Genomic DNA, 23,003 nt, shown 5'->3' with positions numbered 1-23,003 from the left:
GGTGCCCTGCCGGGCTGTGCATCTGCACAAGGCGGCGGCGGTGCCCGGTCCTCAGTGCAGCGACGGGTGGGTGCCGCGGCCCAGGCGGCGCTGGCGCAGCGCGAGGTACATGCGCGAGAGCCAGGCCATGTCGTCCAGCCGCGCGCCGAGCAGCGACTCGATGTGCGCGAGCCGGTGCAGCAGCGTGTTGCGGTGGATGCCGAGCGCGGCCGCGGTCGCCTTGTGGTTCTGCCGGTGGTCGAAATAGCTCTCGAGCGTCTCCAGCAGCGGCGGCTCGGCCGCGAGGGCCGCGATCATCTCGTTGCACAGCGCCGAGACCTCGGTCGACTGGCGCATCAGCGTGTCGAGCGCGAATTCGGAATAGCAGAAGCTGGCGTCGTTGCGGCGCAGGCGCTGTCCCATCTCGATTGCGGCCAGCGCCTGCTCGGCACTGCCGCGCCAGCCCGCGGCGCCCTGCGAAGGCAATCCCAGGCCCGCCGCCTCGATGCTCGGGCGCAGCCGCATGGCCTGCTCGATGCTCGCGAGCAGCCGGCGCTCGCGCGCGTCGGCCGCTTCACCGGGAGGCGCCGGCAGCCAGGCCACCCAGTGGCCGCGATGCAGCGCCAGCGCGACCGGTCCCAGGTCTTCGCGCACCGCCGCCGCCACCGCCTCGAGCACCCGCTCGCCGGCCTCGGGCGTGGTCGGCTCCAGCGGCATCGGCCGCAGCGCCAGCGCCACGTGCGGCTGGTCGGCCTGGATGCCCAGCGCCTGCGCCGCGTCGTCGAAGGCGCCGACCCAGGTCGGATCGAACACCGCCGCCGCGAGCCGCGCCTGCATCTGCGCCTTCCAGCGCATCTCGCGCGTGTGCTCGGCCAGGTAAGCATCGCTCACCGTGCGGCTCAGCAGGTCGCTGTAGTACAGCAGGAAGGGCGAGACGCGGAACAGCACCTCGTCGCACAGCGCGGGATGCGGCCGCACGTGCGCGAGCAGCGCGTCCATGTACACGCGCGTGCCGGTGCGGTAGGCCTGCAGCAGCGCCGACAGCGAGAGCGCCTGCGCGTGGCGGCGCTGGCTGAAGCGGCCGATCCATTGCAGGTCGTCCTCGTGCGGCTTGTCGCGGATCAGCAGCGCGTCGTACCAGAGCTCCGCGTTGCGCAGCCCCACGCGGTAGACGTCGTGCGCGAGCGCCTGGCCCAGCGCGCCGTACTCGGGAATGCTGCCGCGCAGCGTGTCGAGCATGTGCGTCGAGAGGTTCGGGCTGTCGCGGCGCAGTTCGCGGACCAGTCCGCGCAGCCCGGGCGACAGCGGTTCCATCGCGGGCAGGCTCATGCGCTCGGGCGTGGGCGGGTTTTCCATGCGGGATTCGTCTCCATCCATCTCTTCGTGCCGTGCCGCTCGGATGGCGGCTGGCCGACAGTGTCGGGCGGGGAGGAGAGGGCGCGCAAGAGTGCTTGCCAGGAGCACGACGGGCCGCATTGCGCGGCCCGGGGTCAGGTGTGTGGAGCGGGTGAAGGGAATCGAACCCTCGTATGAAGCTTGGGAAGCTGCCGTTCTACCATTGAACTACACCCGCGTCGGGGGCGGATTCTAACGTCAGTCCGACGGAGGCTTCGTTGCGTTCGTGCTCGAGGTCGCCGCCCCGATGAGCCCACCCACCTCCCGCGCCGCCAGCGACACCTCCCCCTCGAGGTTCCGCACCAGGCTCTCCCGATCCGCCTCGGTCCGCTGCTGGGAAAGAAAGCGCTTGCCGGTCAGGGCCTGGATCTCGATCTCGAAACCCACGAGCCGCCGTGCCGTCTCGCCGAGGAATTCGGGCGATGCGTCGTCCACCGACCAGGGATGCGGCCGGCCCGCCTCCTGCGCCGCGGTCAGCGCGGCAAGGTGGGCGCGCATCCAGTCGGCGTCGTCGATGAATCGCAGCCGTCCCTGCGCCTGCACCGCCACGTAGTTCCAGCTCGGCGCATTGCGGCCACCGCGCTGTCCATTGACGTACCAGCGCGGGGAAATGTAGGCGCTGGGGCTCTGGAAGACGGCGGTGACCTCGGTCTCTGTCGGGTCCTGCGCCCACAGCGAATGGCTTCGCGCCACATGGCCCGACAGCAGGCCATGCGCGCCGCGGTCCGCGAGATGCAGGGGCAGCAGGTTCGCGTCCATCTTTCCCGACCGGGCGACGACGACGGTGGCGAGCGGATAGTCGCGCATGAGCCGATGCAGCGCCTGCCGCTCCGTCATGGCGAACAGCGGTTGGACGTGCATGAGCCCGCGCTACTTCGCCCCGCTGACCAGCGTCTGCACCGTCGCGCGCGAGATCGCGGCGATGTGCGCATCGATCGCCGTCACCACCGGCTGGAACTCGGCCTTGCTCAACTGGTTGAAGTCCTTCGGTTCCGCGAAGTCCTTGAGCTGCCGCACGCGGCCCGCCTGCAGCGTCTTCAAGGGCTCGTAGGCCGAGAGCTCGATCGGCGGGGCGAGGGCGAAGACCTTGGCTTCCATCGCGGGCACGGCGGAATAGCGCGTCGAGCCGAACATGCTGCGCGTGAAGAGTCCCGAATTGGCCATGTAGCTCTCGGCGCAGGGGCCGCCGCTGCACTCCATCCGCGTCAGGGTGCGCTTGCCTTCGATCACGACGACCGCGGCGATCTGCTCGTCCTTGAGCTTCTGCGTCGCCCAGGCCTGGGCCGGATTGGCGCGCCAGCCGTCGTTCTGCGAGACCGCGAGCGCATTGACGGTGGTGGTAGCGTAGCTCGTGAGGCGCACGACCTGGAAGCCGGCGCGCTCGAGGTCGGCCGTGAAGACCTCGTAGGTGCGCGAGGTGGGGTTCCACGGAAACTGGTGGTTCGTCGCGAAGTTGGTGAAGACGGTGGTGCCCACGTGCATGTGCTGCGCGGGCGCCGGCATGTTGACGAGCAGGCCCACCTTCGCGCCCCTGGGCAGCTTGCCGGCATTGGGTGGAATGGGCGGCGCCGTGGTGCAGCCCACGAGCGCGGTGGCAAGCATGGCCAGGGCCAGAAGCCGTTTCAGCATCGGTTGTCTCCTCGTTTTCTTATGGGGGCGAATGCACGCTGGCGCGGGCACGCGCCATTCTGCAAGGGCGTTGCGCGCGGCGGCAAGCCGCAACGGTCGCGGGCGGCACAATCGAAGGCTTTGCTCCAGGAGATGGCGTGCGCCGACCCGAGTTCTTTTCGCATCCGGCGCTGATCGGTCCGCGCAAGTGGCGCTGGCTGCTGGCCCTCACGATGGTCGTCGTGCTCGTGCTGAGCCTGCTGCCCCAGAACGTGCCGATGCCGAGCACCGGCTGGGACAAGTCCAACCATCTGCTGGCCTTCGCGACGCTGGGCGGGCTCGGCTGCTGGTCGTGGCCCGGGCGGCTGCGCTTCGTGCTGCCGGCGCTGCTGGCCTATGGCGGTTTGATCGAGGTGCTGCAGTCCTTCACGCCCGATCGCTCGGCGGAGTTCGAGGACCTGCTGGCGGACGCGATCGGGCTGCTGATCGGCGCGGCCGTCGCCGCGTTCGTCGCGAGCCGGCTGCGGCGCGCCTGAGGCGTGCGGGACGCTGGGACACGGATCGCAGGCCCCAAAAAAAACACCCGCCGAAGCGGGTGAGGTGAGCATGTAGCTCAGGGGGAGGGAGGATTCGAGTGAAGTTTCCGATGAAAACAAAAGTTCAACGTCGGTACTTTCCCTGCCTTCATGCCGCCTGGGCGACAGCGGGCGGCGGCGCCCGGATCGGGGCACGATTCCGTGACCGATTCCCTCGTGTCTACGCCCGCGTGGCGCATGAGACTACAGACCGCCGCCGCCCGGCGGCCAAGGATGGCTCCATCGCATCACATCCGAAAGGAGCTTCCCATGATGTTCGACTTCCTTCGTTCGAGCCCGACCGCCTACCTGAAACGCGCAGCGACGCTGCTCGAGGAGGCGCAGATGGCGCGCATCGAGCACCAGGCCGCGGCCGAGCACCACAGCGCGCTGGCGCGCATGTACGCCGAGCGGGTGCGGCGCCTCGAGAGCGAGCTGTACCGGCCGCAGCAAGCCGGTGGCGCAGAGACACCGAAGGTGTCCGAGGAGCGTCCGCAGCCGCAGCTCTACTCGCTCGATGCCGGCCGGCGTGCCGGCGTGACCTCGGCGAGCTGACACCGCGCGTTGATGACAAAACGGCCGCTGATGCGGCCGTTTTTCTTTGGAGGGGGGAGCGCCTTCAGTGGCGCGCGGCCGCCGCCGCGTTCGCGGCCTCGATGGTGCGTCGGCGCATCGGCGCCAGCACCAGCTTGGCCGCGATGCCCGAGCCGATCGACACCACCGCGACCAGCAGGAACACGCGGTCCCAGTTGCCGCCCGCGGCCAGCACGGTGCCCAGCGGCACGAACAGCGAGGCGGTGCCCTTGGCGGTGTACATGGTGCCGGCGTTGCCGGCGGCGTTCTTGATGCCGAAGGTGTCGGCCACCAGCGCCGGGAAGATCGAGTAGATCTCGCCCCAGAACAGGAACACCAGCGCCGCGAAGGTCATGAAGGCCACCGGCTCGTGGCCGTACTGGCGCAGGCCCAGCAGGGCCAGGCCCTCGCCGATGAAGACGATCAGCATGGTGTTCTCGCGGCCGATCTTGTCCGACACGAAACCGCACAGCGGCCGCGTGAAGCCGTTGGCGAGGTTGTCGATGGCCAGGGTCATGGTGAGGAGCGGCATCGACAGGCCGAGGAAGTGCATCGGCAGCTTGTCGATGTGGTAGTCCTTGGCGATCGGGCCGATCTCGGCGGTGGCCATCAGGCCGCCCGCGGCCACCAGCACGAACAGCAGGTAGGTGAGCCAGAAGACCGGCGTCTTCACCATGCCGGCCGGCGTGTAGTCGACCTTGGTCATCACCAGGCGGGTCTGCGCGATCACGCCGCTGGGCACGAAGGGCTTCACCATGAACATCGACATCACGAAGATGCAGGCGCCTTGCAGGATGCCGAAGTACAGGAAGGTGTGCTCGTAGCCCGAGGACTGGATCATGTTGGCGATCGGGATCACGGTGATCGCCGCGCCGGCGCCGAAGCCCGCGGCCGTGAGGCCCGCGGCCAGGCCGCGGCGGTCGGGGAACCACTTGAGCGCATTGCCCACGCAGGTGCCGTAGACGCAACCGGCGCCGATGCCCGAGATCACGGCCGCGACGTAGAGCATCGGCAGGCTGTCGGCATAGGCGTTGATGATCCAGCCGCTGGCCGCGAGGATCGCGCCGCCGGCGATCACCGGCCGCGGGCCGAAGCGGTCGACCAGCCAGCCTTCGATCGGCACCAGCCAGGTCTCGACCACGACGAAGACCGAGAACGCGATCTGGATCGCGGCCAGGCCCCAGTGGTGCTTGGCCTCCATCGGCGCGACGAACAGGGTCCAGCCGTACTGGACGTTGGCGATCATCGCCATGCAGACGATGCCCAGCGCGAGCTGGATCCAGCGCGTGGAGGGATTGCGGGTGGTGGCGGTGGGGGAGGAGGAAGAGGAGGAGGTGGTGGTGGGGCGCAGCGTGCTGCTGCTCTCCACGGCGACGGGCGAGGGTGTGGTCATGACGAACCTGTCCTTTGTCTCTGGGCGAGTCTGTAGTTATGGAAGGTGCTCGGAGCCTTCGCGTGGAGGGCTTCCGAAACGGTTTCCACTGTCGGAGCGTTCGCCTCAAAAACTCTTGACGTGCGTCAATTTCATGCCGACGGCGGCATGCTCGTTCTCCCTTATTCGCTGTCGTGAATGGATGGCCGCGCGGGCCCGCATGCACCGCGCCTCAGCGCAGGAACACGTGCTGCATGAACTGCTGGATCGGGTACTGCACCACCGTCTGCACGCGCGCGGGCAGCTCGAGCGGACGCATCAGCATCTTGAGCGTGGCGCCCGGGCTCAGGTGGGTGCGGATGGTGCGGTTCATGGTGGCGCCGAGGCCGCGCACGTAGACGGCATCGTCGGCGCGCTCGGGCGAGCGCGCGCGCACCACGTGGCGGATCGCGCAGTCGGCGTCCTCGCTCTTGAGTTCCAGCGTGCGCCGGCCGATGGTGCCGAGCACGCGGAAACGGCTCAGCCCCTCCTGCTCGCGGTAGCGGCGGAAGAAGCGGTAGAAGTGCTTGTAGTGGTTGACCTCGTCGGTCGCGATGCGGGTTGCGAGGTCGTGCAGCACGGGCTCGTCGGTGCTGCGCGCCATGGCCTTGTAGTAGGTGGCGGTGCCGGTCTCGACCACGCAGCGCGCGCTCATCTCGAGGCCGCGCGTGGGCGCCAGCAGCTCGACCTTGCAGTAGGTGGCGTACTCCTCGAGGAAGCCGCGGTAGGCCTGCTCCCAGGGGAACTCGGGCCAGACGTACTCGACGTAGGCGCGCAGCGCCTTGCCGTGCTGCAGTTCTTCCTGTTCCCACTGGGTGGTGAGCCAGGCGGTGACTTCCTCATCGCCACGAAAGAAATCGACCAGGTTGTGGGTGTAGAGGTCCGATCCGCTTTCGATGAAGGAGGCGGCGGCCACCAGGTAGAAGAGGTTTTCGTCCGAACGCACCCGGTCGAGTGCGATGCGGGAGAAGTCGAGGTCTTCGATCGTCCAGTGCGCTTCCGCCTCGTGGCTTGCCATGCGTGTTCCTTGATTCATGTCCAGATGAATAGGAGGAGGCCGGCCGCTTTTGGTTCTCGTCGGTCCCCGGATTCGCGTCAGCGCACATATTAGCCCCGTGGCCGTGGCCGTGCAGCGCGGGCCGCGCCGGGGGGCGCCCGGGCCGGGGCGGGGGATTGCATCGGGGCGGACCGCCCGGCGGGCGCCAAACCTATAATCGATTGTTCAAGCAAATCAAGCAGTTAGGCCGGTTCGCCGCAGTGGGTTCGACATGAGGGTCGCCATCGCCGCGCCGCCCTCGACAGAAGACGAATCCAAAGATGAGCCAGCCCACATTCACTGTCGCGGACATCCGCAAGACCTTTCTCGATTTCTTCGCCTCCAAGGGCCACACGGTGGTGGCCTCGAGCCCGCTGGTGCCGGGCAACGACCCGACGCTGATGTTCACCAACTCGGGCATGGTGCAGTTCAAGGACGTGTTCCTCGGCGAAGACAAGCGTCCCTACGTGCGTGCCGCCTCGGTCCAGGCCTGCCTGCGCGCCGGCGGCAAGCACAACGACCTCGAGAACGTGGGCTACACCGCGCGCCACCACACCTTCTTCGAGATGCTGGGCAACTGGAGCTTCGGCGACTACTTCAAGCGCGAATCGCTGCACTGGGGCTGGGAGCTGCTCACGCAGGTCTTCAAGCTGCCGCCCGAGCGCCTGCTGGCCACCGTCTACCACGAGGACGACGAGGCCTTCGACATCTGGACCAAGGAAATCGGTCTGCCGCCCGAGCGCGTGATCCGCATCGGCGACAACAAGGGCGGCAAGTACAAGTCCGACAACTTCTGGATGATGGCCGACACCGGCCCCTGCGGCCCGTGCTCCGAGATCTTCTACGACCACGGCCCGCACATCCCCGGCGGCCCCCCGGGCAGCCCCGAGGAAGACGGCGACCGCTTCATCGAGATCTGGAACCACGTGTTCATGCAGTTCGACATGCAGCCCGACGGCAGCGTCGTCAAGCTGCCCGCGCCGTGCGTCGACACCGGCATGGGCCTCGAACGCCTGGCGGCGATCCTGCAGCACGTGCACAGCAACTACGAGATCGACATCTTCGACGCGCTGATCAAGGCCGCCGCGCGCGAGACCGGCGAGAAGGACCTGCTCAACAACTCGCTCAAGGTGATCGCCGACCACATCCGCGCCACCGCCTTCCTGGTGGCCGACGGCGTGATCCCCTCGAACGAGGGCCGCGGCTACGTGCAGCGGCGCATCATCCGCCGCGCGATCCGCCACGGCTACAAGCTGGGCCAGAAGAAGCCCTTCTTCCACAAGCTGGTGCCCGACCTCGCGCGCCTGATGGGCGAGGCCTATCCGAAGCTGGTGGCCGACGAGAAGCAGATCACCGACACGCTCAAGGCCGAGGAAGAGCGCTTCTTCGAGACGCTGGCGATCGGCATGGAAATCCTCGACACGGCGCTGGCCGGCGGCGTGAAGACGCTGCCGGGCGACGTGGCCTTCAAGCTGCACGACACCTACGGCTTCCCGCTCGACCTGACGCAGGACGTCTGCCGCGAGCGCGACGTGCAGGTCGACGAGGCCGGCTTCAACGACGCGATGCGGCGCCAGAAGGAAGCCGGCCGCGCGGGCGGCAAGTTCAAGATGGAGCGCGCGGTCGAATACAGCGGCGCGGGCAACGTCTTCACCGGCTACGAACACCTCGAGGAAGCGGCCAAGGTGCTGGCCCTGTACCTCGAAGGCTCGGCCGTGCAGGAGCTCAAGGAAGGCCAGAGCGGCATCGTGGTGCTCGACACCACCCCGTTCTATGCCGAGAGCGGCGGCCAGGTCGGCGACCAGGGCTTCATCTCGGCCGAAGGCGTGCAGTTCGGCGTCGAGGACACGCTCAAGATCAAGGCCGACGTCTACGGCCACCACGGCACGCAGACCCAGGGCACGCTCAAGGTCGGCGACAGCGTCAAGGCCGCGGTCGACGGCGCGCGCCGTGCCGCCACCATGCGCAACCACTCGGTCACCCACCTGATGCACAAGGCGCTGCGCGAGGTGCTCGGCGGCCATGTGCAGCAGAAGGGCTCGCTGGTCGATGCCGACAAGACGCGCTTCGACTTCGCGCACAACGCACCGGTCACGCGCGAGCAGATCCTCGAGATCGAGCAGCGCGTGAATGCCGAGATCCTCGCCAACGCGGCCACGCAGGCGCGCGTGATGGACATGGAATCGGCCCAGAAGACCGGCGCGACGATGCTGTTCGGCGAGAAGTACGGCGAGACCGTGCGCGTGCTCGACATCGGCTCGAGCCGCGAGCTTTGCGGCGGTACGCACGTGGCGCGCACCGGCGACATCGGCCTGTTCAAGATCGTGGGCGAAGGCGGCGTGGCCGCCGGCGTGCGCCGCGTGGAAGCCATCACCGGCGCCAATGCGCTGGCCTATCTGCAGGACCTCGAATCCACCGTGCACAGCGCGGCCGCCACGCTCAAGGCGCCGGCCGCCGAGCTGCAGGGCCGCCTGGCCCAGGTGCTCGAGCAGGTCAAGGCGCTCGAGCGCGAGGTCGGTTCGCTCAAGGGCAAGCTCGCCTCGTCCAAGGGCGACGAGCTGCTGGCGCAGGCCATCGAGGTCAAGGGCGTGAAGGTGCTGGCCGCCAAGCTCGACGGCGCCGATGCCAAGACGCTGCGCGACACCATGGACAAGCTCAAGGACAAGCTCAAGAGCGCCGCCATCGTGCTGGCCGCGGTCGACGGCGCCAAGGTGCAGCTCGCGGCCGGCGTCACGGCCGACGCGATGGGCAAGGTCAAGGCCGGCGAGCTCGTCAACTTCGTGGCCCAGCAGGTGGGTGGCAAGGGCGGCGGCAAGCCCGACCTGGCGATGGCCGGCGGCACCGATGCCGCGGCGCTGCCCGCGGCGCTGCAATCGGTGCAGGCCTGGGTGACCGAACGCCTCTGACCCCGCGGAAACCGTCGCGATGACCGACACGGTGCCCGGCGAAGTCCTCGTGATGGGCGCGGGCACCATCGGCTGCTTCGTCGGCGGCAGCCTCGCGGCGGCCGGCGCGCCGGTCACCTTCGTCGGGCGTGCGCGCGTGCTGCAGGCGCTGGCCGCGCAGGGCCTGGCGCTGACCGATCTCGAAGGCCGCAAGCACCATCTGCCGGCCGCCGGCCTGCACCTGGTCGACCGGGTCCCGAGCGGCATCAAGCCCGCGCTGGTGCTGCTTTGCGTCAAGAGCGGCGCCACCGCCGAGGCCGCGGCCGAACTGGCCTTCTCGCTGCCCGCGGGCACGCTGGTGGTCTCGCTGCAGAACGGCGTGTCGAATGCCGCGGTCGCGTCCGAGGCCGGTCCCACGCTCAACGTGGTGCCGGCGATGGTGCCCTACAACGTCGCCGAGCTCGGCCCCGGCGCCTTCCATCGCGGCACGCCGGGCCGGCTCGCGGCGCGCGACGACGCGGCGCTGCGGCCCTGGCTGCCGGTGTTCGAGCGCGCGGGCGTGCCGCTCGACCTGCATGCCGACCTGCGGCCGATCCAGTGGGGCAAGCTGCTGATCAACCTCAACAACCCGGTCAATGCGCTGTCGGGCCTGCCGCTGCGCGAGCAGCTGATGCAGCGCGGCTACCGGCGCTGCTTCGCGGCGCTGATGGACGAGGGCCTGCGCGTGCTGCGCCAGGCCGGCATCGCGCCAGCCCAGGTCACGGCCGTGCCGCCGCGCCGGCTGCCGGGGCTGCTGCGGCTGCCCGACTGGCTGTTTCGCATCGTCGCCGCGCGCATGCTGCGCATCGATGCCAACGCGCGCTCGAGCATGGCCGACGATCTCGCGCTCGGCCGGCGCACCGAGATCGATGCGCTCAGCGGCGAGATCGTGCGGCTGGCCGAGGCCTGCGGGCTCGAGGCACCGCGCAATGCGCGCATGGTCGAACTGCTCGAGGCCTGGCCCGAGGCGCGCCAGCGCTTCTCGGCACGGCAGTTGCAGGACGCTTTGAAGCTCTAAGTCGGCCGCTGTACCCTCGCGACATGCCGGCTTCGGCAGCGGGAGGTCTTCGATGCGGGTTCTGGTCCTGGGCAGCGGTGTCATCGGCACCTCGGTGGCTTATTACCTGGCGCGCGACGGCCACGAGGTGACGGTGCTCGAGCGCCAGCCGGCGCCCGCGCTCGAAACCAGCTTCGCCAACGCGGGCGAGGTCTCGCCCGGCTATTCGGCGCCCTGGGCCGGGCCCGGCGTGCCGCGGAAGGCCGTCAAGTGGATGCTGATGCAGCACAGCCCGCTGGTCATCAAGCCGATGCTCGACCCCGCCATGTGGCGCTGGGGGCTCGCGATGCTGCGCAACTGCACGCAGGCGCGCTACGAGGTCAACAAGGCGCGCATGGTGCGGCTGGCCGAATACAGCCGCGACTGCCTGAAGGCGCTGCGCGCCGATACCGGCATCGCCTACGACGAGCGCATGCAGGGCACGCTGCAGCTGTTTCGCAGCCAGCAGCAGCTCGACGGCAGCGCCAAGGACGTCGAGGTGCTCAAGGCCTCGGGTGTGCCCTACCAGTTGCTCGACCGCGACGGCTGCGTGGCGTACGAACCCGCGCTGGCCGCGGTGCGCGAGAAGTTCGTCGGCGGCCTGCGGCTGCCGGGCGACGAGACCGGCGATTGCTTCAAGTTCACGCAGGCGCTTGCGGTGCTGGCCGAGGGCCATGGCGCCAGCTTCCGCTTCGGCGTGAACATCGACGCCATCGAGCACGACGGCGGCGGCGTGACCGCGGTGCGCACCGACGCCGGGCGCTTCATGGCCGACCGCTACGTGCTCGCGCTCGGCAGCTACTCGCCCGCGCTCGCCAGGCCGCTGGGCATCGACCTGCCGGTGTACCCGGTCAAGGGCTTCTCGATCACGGTGCCGATCGCCGACCCGGCGGGCGCGCCCGAATCCACCGTGATGGACGAGACCTTCAAGGTCGCCGTGACCCGGCTCGGCGAGCGCATCCGCGTCGGCGGCACGGCCCAGCTCTCGGGCTTCGACCTGCGCCTCGATGCCGGCCGGCGCGACACGCTCGAGCACGTGGTGACCGATCTGTTCCCGCGCGGCGGCGACGTGGGCACGGCCAGCTTCTGGACCGGCCTGCGCCCGATGACACCCGACGGCACGCCCATGATCGGCGCCTGCCGCCTGCCGAACCTGCTGCTGAGCACGGGCCACGGCACGCTGGGCTGGACCATGGCGGCCGGCACCGGCCGCCTGATGGCCGACCTGGTCGGCGCCCGCGCACCCGAGATCGACATGGACGGGCTGACGGTCGCGCGCTACGGCGGCTGAGCGGCACCGGTGCCACGCACGGGCAGGGCGGTTCCGGAAGGAGCCGCCCTGTTTTTGCATGGGCAAAGCCGACTAGGGTTTCTACCTAGTCATCAAGCTGTCTCGTTCGTTATCCTTCGTGGCGTTCCATTAATAAATCGTTGTTTCATTAGTAAAACAAACAGCGATCCACCGAACTCCACGAACCCATGTCCCTCACTCGCCGCCTTGCTCTCGCCGTCGCCGTCTGCGCGGCCGCCGCCAGCGCCACCGGCCTCGCCTGGGCCGACGCCTATCCGGCCAAGCCGATCACGCTGGTGGTCGCCTACCCGGCCGGCGGCGACACCGACGCGCTCGCGCGGCTGTTCGCCGAGAAGCTCGCCACGCGCGTCGGCCAGCCGGTGCTGGTCGACAACCGGCCCGGCGCCAGCGGCATCATCGGCAGCGCCTTCGTGTCGAAGGCCGCGCCCGACGGCTACACGCTGCTGCTCGCGCCCAGCACCTTCTCGATCGCGCAACTGGTGCTCAAGACCGGCGGCACCTCGGGCTACGACGTGCTCGCGGGCTTCACGCCGATCGTGCAGACCGGCAGCCAGCCGCTGTTCCTGGTGGCCGGCGCCGGCAGCGGCTTCGCGAGCCTGAAGGACGCGGTGGCCGCGGCCAAGCCCGGCAAACCGCTCGGCTACGCGAGCCCGGGCAGCGGCTCTCCGATGCACATCCTCGGCGAGATGTTCGCGCGCGCCTCGGGCGCCAGCCTCGCGCACGTGCCCTACAAGGGCGTGGCGCCGGCGGTCAACGACGTGCTCGGCGGCCACGTGCCCGTCACCTTCATCACGCTGGGCCCGGTGGCGCCGTACTTCGCCAACGGCAAGCTGCGCGCGCTGGCCGTGGCCTCGGCCCAGCGCACGCCGCTCGCGCCCAACGTGCCCACGCTGGCCGAGCAGGGCTACAAGGACGTCGAGGTGACGGCCTGGAACGGCCTCTGGGGCCCGCGCAACCTGCCGCCCGAGATCGTGAAGACGCTCAACGGCCACTTCAACGAGATCCTTCGCATGCCCGAGATCGTCTCGCGCATGGCCGTGCTCGGCACCACGCCGGTGGGCGGCGAGGCCGAGGTGCTCGGCAAGACCAACGCCGCCGACTACGCGCGCTTCGGCAAGGTCATCAAGGAGCTCGGCATCCAGGCCGACTGAACACCCCATGACCGAACTCAAGACCACCGCCGATCCCGCCAGCCTGCAGGCGCTGCTGGCCGAACTGCCGGCCAACCTGCTGGCCGGCCGCCGCGTGCTCGTCACCGGCGGCGCGCGCGGCCTCGGCCTCGCGTTCGCGCAGTGCATCGCCGCGGCCGGTGCCGGCGTGGTGCTGGCCGACATCCTCGGCGAGCAGGCCGAAAGCGAAGCGAAGGCGCTGCGCGACGCCGGCCGCCAGGCGCATGCGCTGGCCATCGACCTCGCGAACCCCGCCTCGATCGAGGCGGGCGCCGCCGAGGCGATCCGGCTGCTCGGCGGGCTCGACGGCCTGGTCAACAACGCCGCCATCACCAACTCGGGCGGCCGCGACGCGCACCAGCTCGAGATCGACATGTGGGACCGCGTGATGGCCGTCAACGTGCGCGGCAGCTGGCTCATGGGCCGCGCCTGCCGAGCGGCGCTGGCCGACAGCGGCCGCGGCGCCGTCGTCAACCTCGCCTCCGACACCGCGCTGTGGGGCGCGCCCAACCTGCTGGCCTATGCCTCGAGCAAGGGCGCGGTGATCTCCATGACGCGCTCGCTGGCGCGCGAATGGGGCGGCGACGGCATCACCGTCAACGCCGTGGCGCCCGGCCTCACGCTGGTCGAGGCCACCGAGTACGTGCCGATGGCGCGCCACCAGAAATACCTCGAGGGCCGCGCCATCCCGCGCGAACAGCAGGCGGCCGACGTCTGCGGCGCCACCGTGTTCCTGCTCTCCGGCCTCGCGCGCTTCGTGACCGGCCAGCTGCTGGCCGTCAACGGCGGCTTCGCGATGCACTGAAACCCTTCCTTTTCGACCCAGGAGTCCCACACCATGAGCGATCTGTCCGAACAGCAAAAGATCAACGATGCCGGCACCAGCAGCCTGGCGCAGCCCGAAGGCAGCAGCCTCGCCGAATGGATGGACAGCCGCATCGCGCGCTATTCGACCCGCAAGTACGACTGGGACGCGCTGAAGTTCCAGGCCGACTTCGATCCCAAGTACCGCCGCGCCCAGATGCGCTACGTGGGCACGGGCGGCACCGGCGTCGCCAAGGACGTCAACACCGTGCCGGCCGAGCACTTCACCTTCTCGACCATGGTGATCCCGGCCGGCCACGAAGGCCCGCCGCACCTGCACACCGACGTGGAGGAAGTGTTCTTCCTGATCCGCGGCAAGCTCAAGGTGGTGATCGAGAAGGACGGCGAGCGCTTCGAGACCATCATGACCGACCGCGACCTGATCTCGGTGCCGCCCGGCGTCTACCGCGAGGAGATCAACATCGGCGACGAGGACGCGCTGATGTGCGTGATGCTCGGCGCCAAGAAGCCGGTGACGCCGACCTATCCGGCCGACCACCCGCTGGCCAGGATCAAGCGTTGAGCGCGACGGCCATGCAGACCACCGACATCCAGGCCTCGATGCCGCCCGCTTCCGAGCTGGCGCGGCTCGACGCGCGCTTCGCGGCCCGCGAGGTCGCGGTCGCGGGCGGTGCCGTGGTGTCGGTGCGCGAACGCGGGCAGGGCCCGGCGATCGTCTGCCTGCATGGCATCGGCTCGGGCGCGGCCTCGTGGCTCGAGGTCGCCGAGCTGCTCGCGCCCGAGGCGCGCCTGATCGCCTGGGACGCCCCGGGCTACGGCGCATCGACGCCGCTCGAGGCCGATGCACCGACGGCCGCCGACTACGCGGCGCGCCTGAGTGCCTTGCTCGATGCGCTGGCGATCGACAGCTGCCTGCTGCTCGGCCATTCGCTCGGCGCGATCGTCGCCGCCGCGGCCGCGCGCCGCGATGCGCGCATCCGCCGGCTGCTGCTGGTCAGCCCCGCGATCGGCTACGGCGCCGCGCAGCGCGCGGAGGCGCGCGCCAAGGTGCGTGCCGAACGGCTCGCCACGCTAGACCAGCTCGGCATCGCCGGCATGGCCGCGCAGCGCGCGGGCCGGTTGCTGTCCGACAACGCTAGCGAGCCCGCGCGCCAATGGGTGCGCTGGAACATGGCGCGCCTCAACGACCGCGGCTACCGCCAGGCCGTCGAGCTGCTCTGCAACGCCGACCTGCTGGCCGAGCTGCCGCCGCCGATGCCGGTGCGCGTGGCCTGCGGCGCGCTCGATGCCGTCACGCCGCCCGCGGCCTGCGAGGACGTGGCGCGGCGCTGCGGCGTGGCGCTCGAATTGGTGGACGATGCGGGCCACGCCGGCTACGTGGAGCAACCGCGGGCCGTCGCCGCGCTGCTGCGCGAATCGCTCGCCCGCTGAGCGCCCACCACCCCGATACCCAAGGAAGGAACCCAGAGACATGGCCACCAACGACAACGACGCGATGGAAGAGGGCGCGGACCGCTACAACGTGCCCGCGCTCGAGCGCGGACTGCGCGTGCTGTGCGAGTTCAGCCGCGAGAGCCGCACGCTCTCGGCGCCCGAGCTGGCGCGCCGCTTCGACCTGCCGCGCTCGACCGTGTTCCGCCTGCTCACCACGCTCGAGAACATGGGCTTTCTCGAGCGCGCCGAGGGTGGGCGCGACTACCGCCTGGGCCTGGCCGTGCTGCGCCTGGGCTTCGAATACCTGGCCTCGCTCGAGCTCACGCAGCTCGGCACGCCGCTGCTCAACCGCCTCTGCGAGGAGCTGCGCACGCCCTGCAACCTGGTGGTGCGCGATGGCCGCTCGATCGTCTACGTCGCCAAGGTCGCGCCGCCCACGCCCTTCGCGAGCTCGGTCACCGTGGGCACGCGGCTGCCGGCCCATGCCACGGTGCTGGGCCGCATCCTGCTGGAGGACCTGACTCTGCCGCAGCTGCGCGCCCTCTATCCCGAGGACAAGCTCGAGACCTTCTCGCCGAGCACGCCGAAGACCGTCAACGAGCTGTTCGACATGGTGCAGGCCGACCGCCAGCGCGGCTACGTGCTCGGCGAGGGCTTCTTCGAATCGAACATCTCGACCATCGCCGCGCCGGTGCGCGACCACGGCGGCCACATCGTGGCGGCGCTGGGCGCCACCATCACCTCGGGCCACATCGACGAGAACCGCATGGACGAGATGGTGCAGCGCGTGCGCGGCACGGCCGACGAGATCTCGGGCCTGCTCAACTATTCGCCCGCGCGCGCCGCCAAGGTGGTGCCGCTGCGCAGCGCCTGAGATCCATGGCCGCTTCTTCTTCCTCCTCCTTCTTCTTCGCCACCGATGCGCTGGCCGGCCGCGTGGCCGTGGTCACGGGCGGGTCGTCGGGCATCGGCCTGGCCACGGTCGAGCTGCTGCTGGCCTGCGGCGCCGCGGTCGCGCTGTGCGGCCGCAATGCCGAGCGACTCGATGGCGCCGTGGCCGGCCTGCGCGCGCGCTTTCCCGCGGCGCGGCTGTTCGCGCAGCCCTGCGACGTGCTCGATGCCGCCGCGGTGCGCGCCTTCGCGGCCGCCAGCGAGGCCGCGCTCGGCCCGGCCTCGATGCTCGTCAACAACGCGGGGCAGGGCCGGGTCTCGACCTTCGCCGACACCGACGACGAGGCGTGGACGCAGGAGCTGCACCTGAAGTTCTTCTCCGTGATCCATCCCACGCGCGCCTTCCTGCCGCAGCTCGCGGCGCAGCGCGCCGTGCTCGGCGATGCCGCCATCGTCTGCGCCAACTCGCTGCTGGCGCGCCAGCCCGAGCCGCACATGGTCGCGACCTCGGCCGCGCGCGCGGGCCTCTTGAACCTGGTGCGCTCGATGGCGACCGAGTTCGCGCCGCAGGGCGTGCGCGTCAACGGCATCCTGATCGGCCTGGTCGAGTCGGGCCAGTGGCGCCGCCGCTTCGAGGCGCGCGAAGACAAGTCGCAGGACTGGGGCGCCTGGAGCGGCCAGCTCGCCAAGACCAAACACATCCCGCTGGGTCGCCTGGGGCTTCCGACCGAAGCCGCGCGCGCGATCTTGTTCCTCGCTTCCCCCCTCGCTTCCTACACGACGGGCAGCCATATCGACATCTCCGGAGGCCACTCCCGCCATGCATAACCCCCAGAACAACAACAGCCCCGTGACCGTGGGCGCGGTCGTCGCCGCCTTCCTCGAGCAGTGTGGCGTCAAGGCCGCCTTCGGCGTGATCTCGATCCACAACATGCCGATCCTCGACGCCTTCGCGCAGCGCGGCACGATCCGCTTCGTCTCGGCGCGCGGCGAGGCCGGCGCGGGCAACATGGCCGACGCCTATGCACGCTCCACCGCGAGCCTGGGCGTGTGCATCACCAGCACCGGCCCGGCCGCGGGCAACATCGCGGGCAGCCTGGTCGAGGCGCTGACCGCCGGCGCGCCGCTCCTGCACATCACGGGGCAGATCGAGACGCCCTACATCGACAAGGGCATGTCGTACATCCACGAAGCGCCCGACCAGCTCACCATGCTCAAGGCGGTGTCGAAGGCGGCGCTGCGCGTGCGCAGCGTCGAGACCGTGCTCGGCACGCTCAAGCGCGCGGTGCAGCTCGCGCTGACGGCGCCCACCGGCCCGGTCAGCGTGGAGATCCCGATCGACATCCAGTCGGCGCTGACCACCATGCCGGCCGACCTGTCGCCGCTGCCGATCGAGCGCGCCGTGCCCTCGGCAGCCGGGCTCGATGCGCTGGCCGCGCGGCTCGCCGCCGCGAAGCGCCCGCTGCTGTGGATCGGCGGCGGCGCGCGCCATGCCCGCGCCGCGATCCAGCGGCTGCAGAAGCTGGGCTTCGGCGTGGTCACGACCACGCAGGGCCGCGGCACCGTGCCCGAGGACGATGCCGGCTCGCTCGGCGCCTACAACATCCAGAAGCCGGTCGAGGCCTTCTACCAGAGCTGCGATGCGCTGCTGGTCGTCGGCTCGCGGCTGCGCGGCAACGAGACGCTCAAGTACGAACTCAAGCTGCCGCGCCCGCTCTACCGCATCGATGCCGACGCGGCCGCCGAAGGCCGCTGCTATGCCTCCGAGGCCTTCGTCTGCGGCGACTCGGCGCTCGCGCTCGAGGGCCTGGCCGATCGCCTCGAGGCGGCCGGCTATCGCGCCGATCCGCAGCTGCTGGTCGACCTGCGCGCCGCGCACGACCAGGCGGTGGCGACGCTGCGCGACGGCCTCGGGCCCTATGCCGAACTCGTGCGCCGCCTGCAGTCGGCGGCCGGCCGCGAGTTCAACTGGGTGCGCGACGTGACGGTTTCCAACAGCACCTGGGGCAACCGCGAGCTGCGCATCTTCGAACCGAGCGCCGGCGTGCATGCCACGGGCGGCGGTATCGGGCAGGGCATGCCGATGGCGATCGGCGCGGCCATCGGTGCCGCGGTCACCGGTTCGGGCCGCAAGACCTTCTGCCTGGCCGGCGACGGCGGCTTCATCCTCAACCTCGGCGAGCTGGCCTGCATGGTGCAGGAGAAGGCGCCGATGGCCATCGTGCTGATGAACGACCAGAGCTACGGCGTGATCAAGAACATCCAGGACGCGCAGTACGGCGGCCGCCAGTGCTATGCCGAGCTGCACACGCCCGACTACGAACTGCTGTGCCGGTCGATCGCGCTGCCGCATGCGCGCGTGAAGGACCTGGCCGAGCTGCCCGCGCGCCTGGACGAGGCGCTGTCCACCGACGGTCCCTTCCTGCTCGAGATCGACATGCTGTCGATCGGCGGCTTCAAGACCAGCTTCGCGGGCCCGCCGACCAACACGGTCACGCAGATTCCCGCGCTCGGCACGGCCAAGTGACAGTCAAAGTGACAGCGAGCGAGGCCCGATCCATGACCGCCCCCACGCGCATCGCCCTGGTCGGCTGCGGCGCCATCGGCACCGCGGTGCTCGAACTGCTGCGCGACGACCCGGCCCTGAAGGTGACGACCGTCGTCGTGCCGGCCGACGGCGCCGAGGCCGCGCGCCAGGCCGCGCCCGGCGCGCGGGTGCTCGCCGCGGTGCCGGCAGAAGGCATCGACCTCGTGGTCGAGACCGCGGGCCATGCGGCCATCGAGCAGCACGTGCTGCCGGCGCTGGAACGCGGCACGCCCTGCGTGGTCGCCTCGGTGGGCGCGCTGTCGGCGGCAGGCTTCGCCGAACGGCTCGAGGCCGCGGCCGTCGCGGGCCGCACCCAGGTGCAACTGATTCCGGGCGCCATCGGCGCGATCGACGCGCTCGCCGCCGCCCGCATCGGCGGCCTGGCCAGCGTGCGCTACACCGGCCGCAAGCCGCCGAAGGCCTGGAAGGGCACGCCGGCCGAGCAGGGCCGCGATCTCGATGCGCTGGCGCAGGCCACCGTCATCTTCGAGGGCAGCGCGCGCGAGGCGGCCTTGCTCTATCCGAAGAACGCCAACGTGGCGGCCACCGTCTCGCTCGCGGGGCTGGGGCTCGACCGCACGCAGGTGCGGCTGATCGCCGATCCGGCCACCGCCGAGAACGTGCACACCGTCGAAGCCGAGGGCGCCTTCGGCAGCTTCGAGCTGACCATGCGCAACAAGCCGCTCGCGGCCAATCCCAAGACCTCCGCGCTGACCGTCTACAGCGCCGTGCGCGCGCTGCGCAACCGCGTCGCGGCGCTCGCCATCTGAGCCATCCCATGATTTCTTCCGAACTTCTTCCGATCTGCATCGCCGGCGAATGGCGCCTGGGCGGCGGCGACATCTACGAGAGCCTGTACCCGGCCACCGGCGAACCGATCGCGCGCCTGCGCGCCGCGAGCCTGGCCGACGTCGAGGAGGCCATCGCGGGCGCCGACCGGGCCTTCCGCACCAGCGGCTGGGCCCAGCGCCTGCCGCACGAGCGCGCCAGCGTGCTGCACCGCGTGGCGCAGCTGATCCGCGACGAGGCCGAGTCGCTGGCGCAGAAGCAGCGCCTCGACAACGGCAAGCCGATCAACGAGACGCGCAACCTCGTGGCGAGCGCCGCGGGCACCTTCCAGTTCTTCGCGGCCGCGCTCGAGACGCTGGAGGAAAGCATCACCCCGTCGCGCGGCGCCTTCGTCACGATGAGCGTGCACGAGCCCATGGGCGTGGTTGCGGCGATCACGCCGTGGAACTCGCCGATCGCGAGCGAGGCGCAGAAGCTCGCGCCCGCGCTGGCGGCCGGCAACGCGGTGGTGGTGAAGCCCGCCGAGGTCACGCCGCTGATGGCGCTCGAGCTCGCGCGCATCTGCGAACAGGCCGGCGTGCCCAGGGGCATCGTCAGCGTGCTGCCGGGCCGGGGCTCGGTGATCGGCGATGCGATCACGAAGCATCCGCTGGTCAAGCGCGTGTCCTTCACCGGCGGCACCATCACCGGCAAGCACATCGCCCACATCGCGGCCGACAAGATGATGCCGGTGTCGCTCGAGCTCGGCGGCAAGTCGCCGACCATGGTGCTCGAGGACGCGGACCTCGACCATGCGGTCAACGGCGTGCTCTACGGCATCTTCAGCTCGTCGGGCGAATCGTGCATCGCGGGCTCGCGCCTGTTCGTGGCGCGCGGCATCTACGACGAGTTCCTCACGCGGCTGGCCGAGGGCGCGAACGCGCTGCGCGTGGGCGACCCGGCCTCGGAGCGCACGCAGATGGGCCCGCTGATCACGGCGAAGCACCGCGAGGGCATCGAGCGCTACGTCGAGCTCGGCGTGTCCGAGGGCGGCCGCATCCGCACCGGCGGCGTGCGCCCGCAGGGCGCCGGCTGCGACAGCGGCTACTTCTACCGCCCGACCATCATCGAAGGCCTGGACAACCGCGCGCGCACCAGCCAGGAGGAGATCTTCGGCCCGGTGCTGGTCGCGATGCCCTTCGACGACGAGGCCTCGCTGATCGCGCAGGCCAACGACAGCGTCTATGCGCTGGCGGCGGGCGTGTGGAGCCGCGACTTCAAGCGCGCCTGGAAGCTCGGCCGCGCGGTGCAGGCCGGCACGGTCTGGGTCAACACCTACAAGCAGTTCTCGGTCTCCACGCCCTTCGGCGGCTGGCGCGACAGCGGCCTGGGCCGCGAGAAGGGCCGCGAAGGCATCTTCCAGTACATGGAGCAGAAGAGCATGTACTGGGGCACCAACGAACAACCGCTCGCGTGGGCGAACTGAACAGGGCCACACCATGAGCGTTCTAGGCATCGACCAGATCACTTACGGGGCGGACGACCTGCCCACCTGCCGCCGCTTCTTCGAGGACTGGGGCCTCGCGCTGAAGTCCGAGGCGCCCGGCGAACTCGTCTTCGAGTGCCTCAACGGCTGCCGGGTCGTCGTTGCGGCGTTGGACGACGCGAACCTGCCGCCCGCGATGGAGGAGGGCCCGACGCTGCGCGAGGTGGTGTGGGGCGTGGAGAGCGAGGCCGACCTCGAGCGCTATGCCGCGGCCATCGCGAACGATCCGGGCTTCTTCGACGCCAGCATCGACGGCGCGCGCCGCATCGGCTGCATCGATCCCAACGGCCTGGCCGTGCGCCTGCAGGTCAGCCGCAAGCATGCCGTCGAGGTCGACTGCGGCGCGATGAACACCTGGAACGCCAAGCCGCGCCTCAACCGGCCGGCGCCGATCTACGAGCGCGCGACGCCGATCGAGGTCGGCCACGTGGTGTTCTTCGTCAGCGACGTGAAGGCCACGAGCGCCTTCTATGCCGAGCGCTTCGGCTTCGTCGGCTCCGACAGCTATCCGAACCGCGGCGCCTTCATGCGCTGCGCGCCCGAAGGCGGCCACCACGACCTGTTCCTGCTGCAGATCCCCTCGGGCAAGCGCGGGCTCAACCACGTGGCCTTCACCGTGCGCGACATCCACGAGGTGTTCGGCGGCGGCCTGCACTTCTCGCGCCAGGGCTGGGACACGCAGCTCGGCCCGGGCCGGCACCCGGTCTCCTCGGCCTACTTCTGGTACTTCAAGAACCCGGCCGGCGGCCTGATCGAGTACTACGCCGACGAGGACCAGCTCACGGCCGACTGGCAGCCGCGCGAGTTCGAGCCGGGGCCGACGGTGTTCGCCGAATGGGCGGTCGATGGCGGCCTCGACGGCCACACGCGGCGGCAGAAGAACGCGGAAGGGCCGAAGGGCGCCTTCCTCACCGAGAAGAAATGAGGGGTCCGATCACCATGCAACGACGCTTCTCCCTCTCCCTGCTGTTCGCGGCGCTCGCCGCCGTCGCCTTGCCCGCGGCCGCGCAAAGCGATGTGCACAAGCAACTGGCCACCGAGCGCTTCACCATCGTCTCGCCGTTCCCGCCGGGCGGGCCGGTCGACACGCTGGCGCGCATGCTGTCCGACAGCCTCGCCAAGCGCTATGGGCAAGCGGCCGTGGTCGACAACCAGGTCGGCGCGGCCGGCAACATCGGCATGGAGAAGGTCAAGCGCGCCAAGGGCGACGGCCACACGCTGATGGTGATCCCGGCCGGCAACGTCACGATCAATCCCGCGCTGATGCCGAACTTCCCGTTCGACATGCAGAAGGACTTCGTGCCGATCACCATGCTGGCCAAGGCGCCCAACGTGCTCGTGGCATCGCCGGCCTCGGGCATCAAGAGCGTGAAGGAGCTGGTGGCGCAGGCCAAGGCCAGGCCCGGCACGCTGTCTTATGCCTCGCCCGGCGTGGGCAGCGGGCTGCACCTGGCGGGCGAGCTGTTCAAGCAGCAGGCCGGCATCGACCTGCTGCACGTGCCCTACAAGGGCACGCCACCCGCGCTCAACGACGTGCTCGGCGGCTCGGTGCCGCTGATGTTCAGCAACCTGCCCGCGACGCTGCCTTTCATCGGCAACGGCAAGCTGATCGCGCTCGGCGTGACCGAGGCCGTGCGCAGCCCCGCCGCGCCCGACATCCCCACCTTGGCGGAGCAGGGCATCCAGGGCGTGGCCGTGACCTCGTGGTACGGCCTGATGGCGCCGCGCGGCACGCCGGCGGCGGTGGTCGACCAGCTCGCGAAGGACGCGGCCGAGATCCTGGCCCAGCCCGAGGTGCGCGAGCGCCTGAAGGCGCAGGGCATGACCGCCGCCGCGATGAAGCCGGCCGAGTTCGCCACCCACATCCGCGACGAGACGGCCGTCTGGGCCCGCATCGTCAAGGCGCGAAACATCGTGGCCGAATGAGCCGCGAA

At 70.3% G+C, this 23,003-nt stretch carries 21 protein-coding genes and 1 tRNA gene; 16 read left to right on the top strand and 6 right to left on the bottom strand.

Annotated elements, in window-relative coordinates; genetic code table 11:
* Positions 1-51: 51 nt before the first annotated feature.
* The 4 genes from INQ48_19080 to INQ48_19065 all read right to left on the bottom strand — a co-directional run bounded on the left by INQ48_19080 (position 52) and on the right by INQ48_19065 (position 3,003).
* Positions 52-1,335 carry a helix-turn-helix domain-containing protein gene (locus tag INQ48_19080; GenBank protein ID QRF55496.1) on the bottom strand — a complete coding sequence of 428 codons (1,284 nt, stop codon included), beginning with the start codon at positions 1,333-1,335 and terminating at the stop codon, positions 52-54.
* Positions 1,336-1,478: 143 nt separating this feature from the next.
* Positions 1,479-1,552 (bottom strand) — tRNA-Gly (locus INQ48_19075).
* Positions 1,553-1,572: 20 nt separating this feature from the next.
* On the bottom strand, positions 1,573-2,235 hold the full coding sequence (locus tag INQ48_19070; GenBank protein ID QRF55495.1) for an FMN-binding negative transcriptional regulator: 663 nt from the start codon (positions 2,233-2,235) through the stop codon (positions 1,573-1,575).
* Between the two features lie 9 nt (positions 2,236-2,244).
* Positions 2,245-3,003, bottom strand: coding sequence for a hypothetical protein (locus INQ48_19065; GenBank protein QRF55494.1), 759 nt, complete (start codon positions 3,001-3,003; stop codon positions 2,245-2,247).
* 212 nt (positions 3,004-3,215) lie between these two features.
* On the opposite strand from INQ48_19065, the gene INQ48_19060 reads away from it, so the two are divergent.
* Together INQ48_19060 and INQ48_19055 are read left to right on the top strand one after the other, a co-directional pair.
* On the top strand, positions 3,216-3,518 hold the full coding sequence (locus tag INQ48_19060) for a VanZ family protein (GenBank protein ID QRF60800.1): 303 nt from the start codon (positions 3,216-3,218) through the stop codon (positions 3,516-3,518).
* 309 nt (positions 3,519-3,827) lie between these two features.
* Positions 3,828-4,112: a hypothetical protein gene (locus INQ48_19055; protein ID QRF55493.1), complete on the top strand. Its 285-nt coding sequence runs from the start codon at positions 3,828-3,830 to the stop codon at positions 4,110-4,112.
* Between the two features lie 64 nt (positions 4,113-4,176).
* On the opposite strand, the gene oxlT is transcribed toward INQ48_19055, so the two are convergent.
* Together oxlT and INQ48_19045 are read right to left on the bottom strand one after the other, a co-directional pair.
* A complete protein-coding gene (gene oxlT, locus INQ48_19050; GenBank protein ID QRF55492.1) occupies positions 4,177-5,523 on the bottom strand; it encodes an oxalate/formate MFS antiporter in 1,347 nt (448 codons plus the stop codon).
* A gap of 211 nt (positions 5,524-5,734) precedes the next feature.
* The gene (locus tag INQ48_19045; protein QRF55491.1) at positions 5,735-6,559 is read right to left on the bottom strand and encodes a ferritin-like domain-containing protein; all 825 of its coding nucleotides are present in this window, start codon (positions 6,557-6,559) and stop codon (positions 5,735-5,737) included.
* Positions 6,560-6,858: 299 nt separating this feature from the next.
* Here INQ48_19045 and alaS point away from each other — a divergent pair, with 299 nt between their 5' ends.
* From alaS to INQ48_18975, 14 genes are all read left to right on the top strand, one after another.
* The gene (gene alaS / locus INQ48_19040) at positions 6,859-9,483 is read left to right on the top strand and encodes an alanine--tRNA ligase (protein ID QRF55490.1); all 2,625 of its coding nucleotides are present in this window, start codon (positions 6,859-6,861) and stop codon (positions 9,481-9,483) included.
* Between the two features lie 19 nt (positions 9,484-9,502).
* The gene (locus INQ48_19035) at positions 9,503-10,519 is read left to right on the top strand and encodes a 2-dehydropantoate 2-reductase (protein QRF55489.1); all 1,017 of its coding nucleotides are present in this window, start codon (positions 9,503-9,505) and stop codon (positions 10,517-10,519) included.
* Positions 10,520-10,571: 52 nt separating this feature from the next.
* Complete coding sequence (locus INQ48_19030; GenBank protein ID QRF55488.1) at positions 10,572-11,828, top strand: D-amino acid dehydrogenase; 1,257 nt, start codon at positions 10,572-10,574, stop codon at positions 11,826-11,828.
* A gap of 188 nt (positions 11,829-12,016) precedes the next feature.
* On the top strand, positions 12,017-13,000 hold the full coding sequence (locus INQ48_19025) for a tripartite tricarboxylate transporter substrate binding protein (protein QRF55487.1): 984 nt from the start codon (positions 12,017-12,019) through the stop codon (positions 12,998-13,000).
* Positions 13,001-13,007: 7 nt separating this feature from the next.
* Positions 13,008-13,823, top strand: coding sequence for an SDR family oxidoreductase (locus INQ48_19020; GenBank protein QRF55486.1), 816 nt, complete (start codon positions 13,008-13,010; stop codon positions 13,821-13,823).
* Between the two features lie 33 nt (positions 13,824-13,856).
* On the top strand, positions 13,857-14,405 hold the full coding sequence (locus INQ48_19015; GenBank protein QRF55485.1) for a cupin domain-containing protein: 549 nt from the start codon (positions 13,857-13,859) through the stop codon (positions 14,403-14,405).
* Between the two features lie 11 nt (positions 14,406-14,416).
* Complete coding sequence (locus INQ48_19010; protein QRF60799.1) at positions 14,417-15,274, top strand: alpha/beta fold hydrolase; 858 nt, start codon at positions 14,417-14,419, stop codon at positions 15,272-15,274.
* Between the two features lie 40 nt (positions 15,275-15,314).
* Complete coding sequence (locus INQ48_19005; protein ID QRF55484.1) at positions 15,315-16,151, top strand: IclR family transcriptional regulator; 837 nt, start codon at positions 15,315-15,317, stop codon at positions 16,149-16,151.
* A 5-nt stretch (positions 16,152-16,156) separates the two neighbouring features.
* The gene (locus INQ48_19000) at positions 16,157-16,996 is read left to right on the top strand and encodes an SDR family oxidoreductase (GenBank protein ID QRF55483.1); all 840 of its coding nucleotides are present in this window, start codon (positions 16,157-16,159) and stop codon (positions 16,994-16,996) included.
* Positions 16,989-18,695, top strand: coding sequence for a thiamine pyrophosphate-binding protein (locus INQ48_18995; GenBank protein QRF55482.1), 1,707 nt, complete (start codon positions 16,989-16,991; stop codon positions 18,693-18,695). Before INQ48_19000 ends, INQ48_18995 begins: the two co-directional genes overlap by 8 nt.
* 32 nt (positions 18,696-18,727) lie before the next feature.
* Positions 18,728-19,525, top strand: coding sequence for an aspartate dehydrogenase (locus INQ48_18990; GenBank protein ID QRF55481.1), 798 nt, complete (start codon positions 18,728-18,730; stop codon positions 19,523-19,525).
* A gap of 8 nt (positions 19,526-19,533) precedes the next feature.
* Complete coding sequence (locus INQ48_18985) at positions 19,534-21,009, top strand: aldehyde dehydrogenase (protein QRF55480.1); 1,476 nt, start codon at positions 19,534-19,536, stop codon at positions 21,007-21,009.
* Positions 21,010-21,022: 13 nt separating this feature from the next.
* Positions 21,023-21,994: a VOC family protein gene (locus tag INQ48_18980; protein ID QRF55479.1), complete on the top strand. Its 972-nt coding sequence runs from the start codon at positions 21,023-21,025 to the stop codon at positions 21,992-21,994.
* Positions 21,995-22,008: 14 nt separating this feature from the next.
* Positions 22,009-22,995, top strand: a complete 987-nt coding sequence (locus INQ48_18975) for a tripartite tricarboxylate transporter substrate binding protein (protein ID QRF55478.1) — start codon at positions 22,009-22,011, stop codon at positions 22,993-22,995.
* Positions 22,996-23,003 lie beyond the last annotated feature (8 nt).

The organism is Variovorax paradoxus (assembly GCA_016806145.1).
Classification (GTDB): Bacteria; Pseudomonadota; Gammaproteobacteria; order Burkholderiales; family Burkholderiaceae_C; genus Variovorax.
This window is presented reverse-complemented; position numbering and strand designations above follow the sequence as displayed.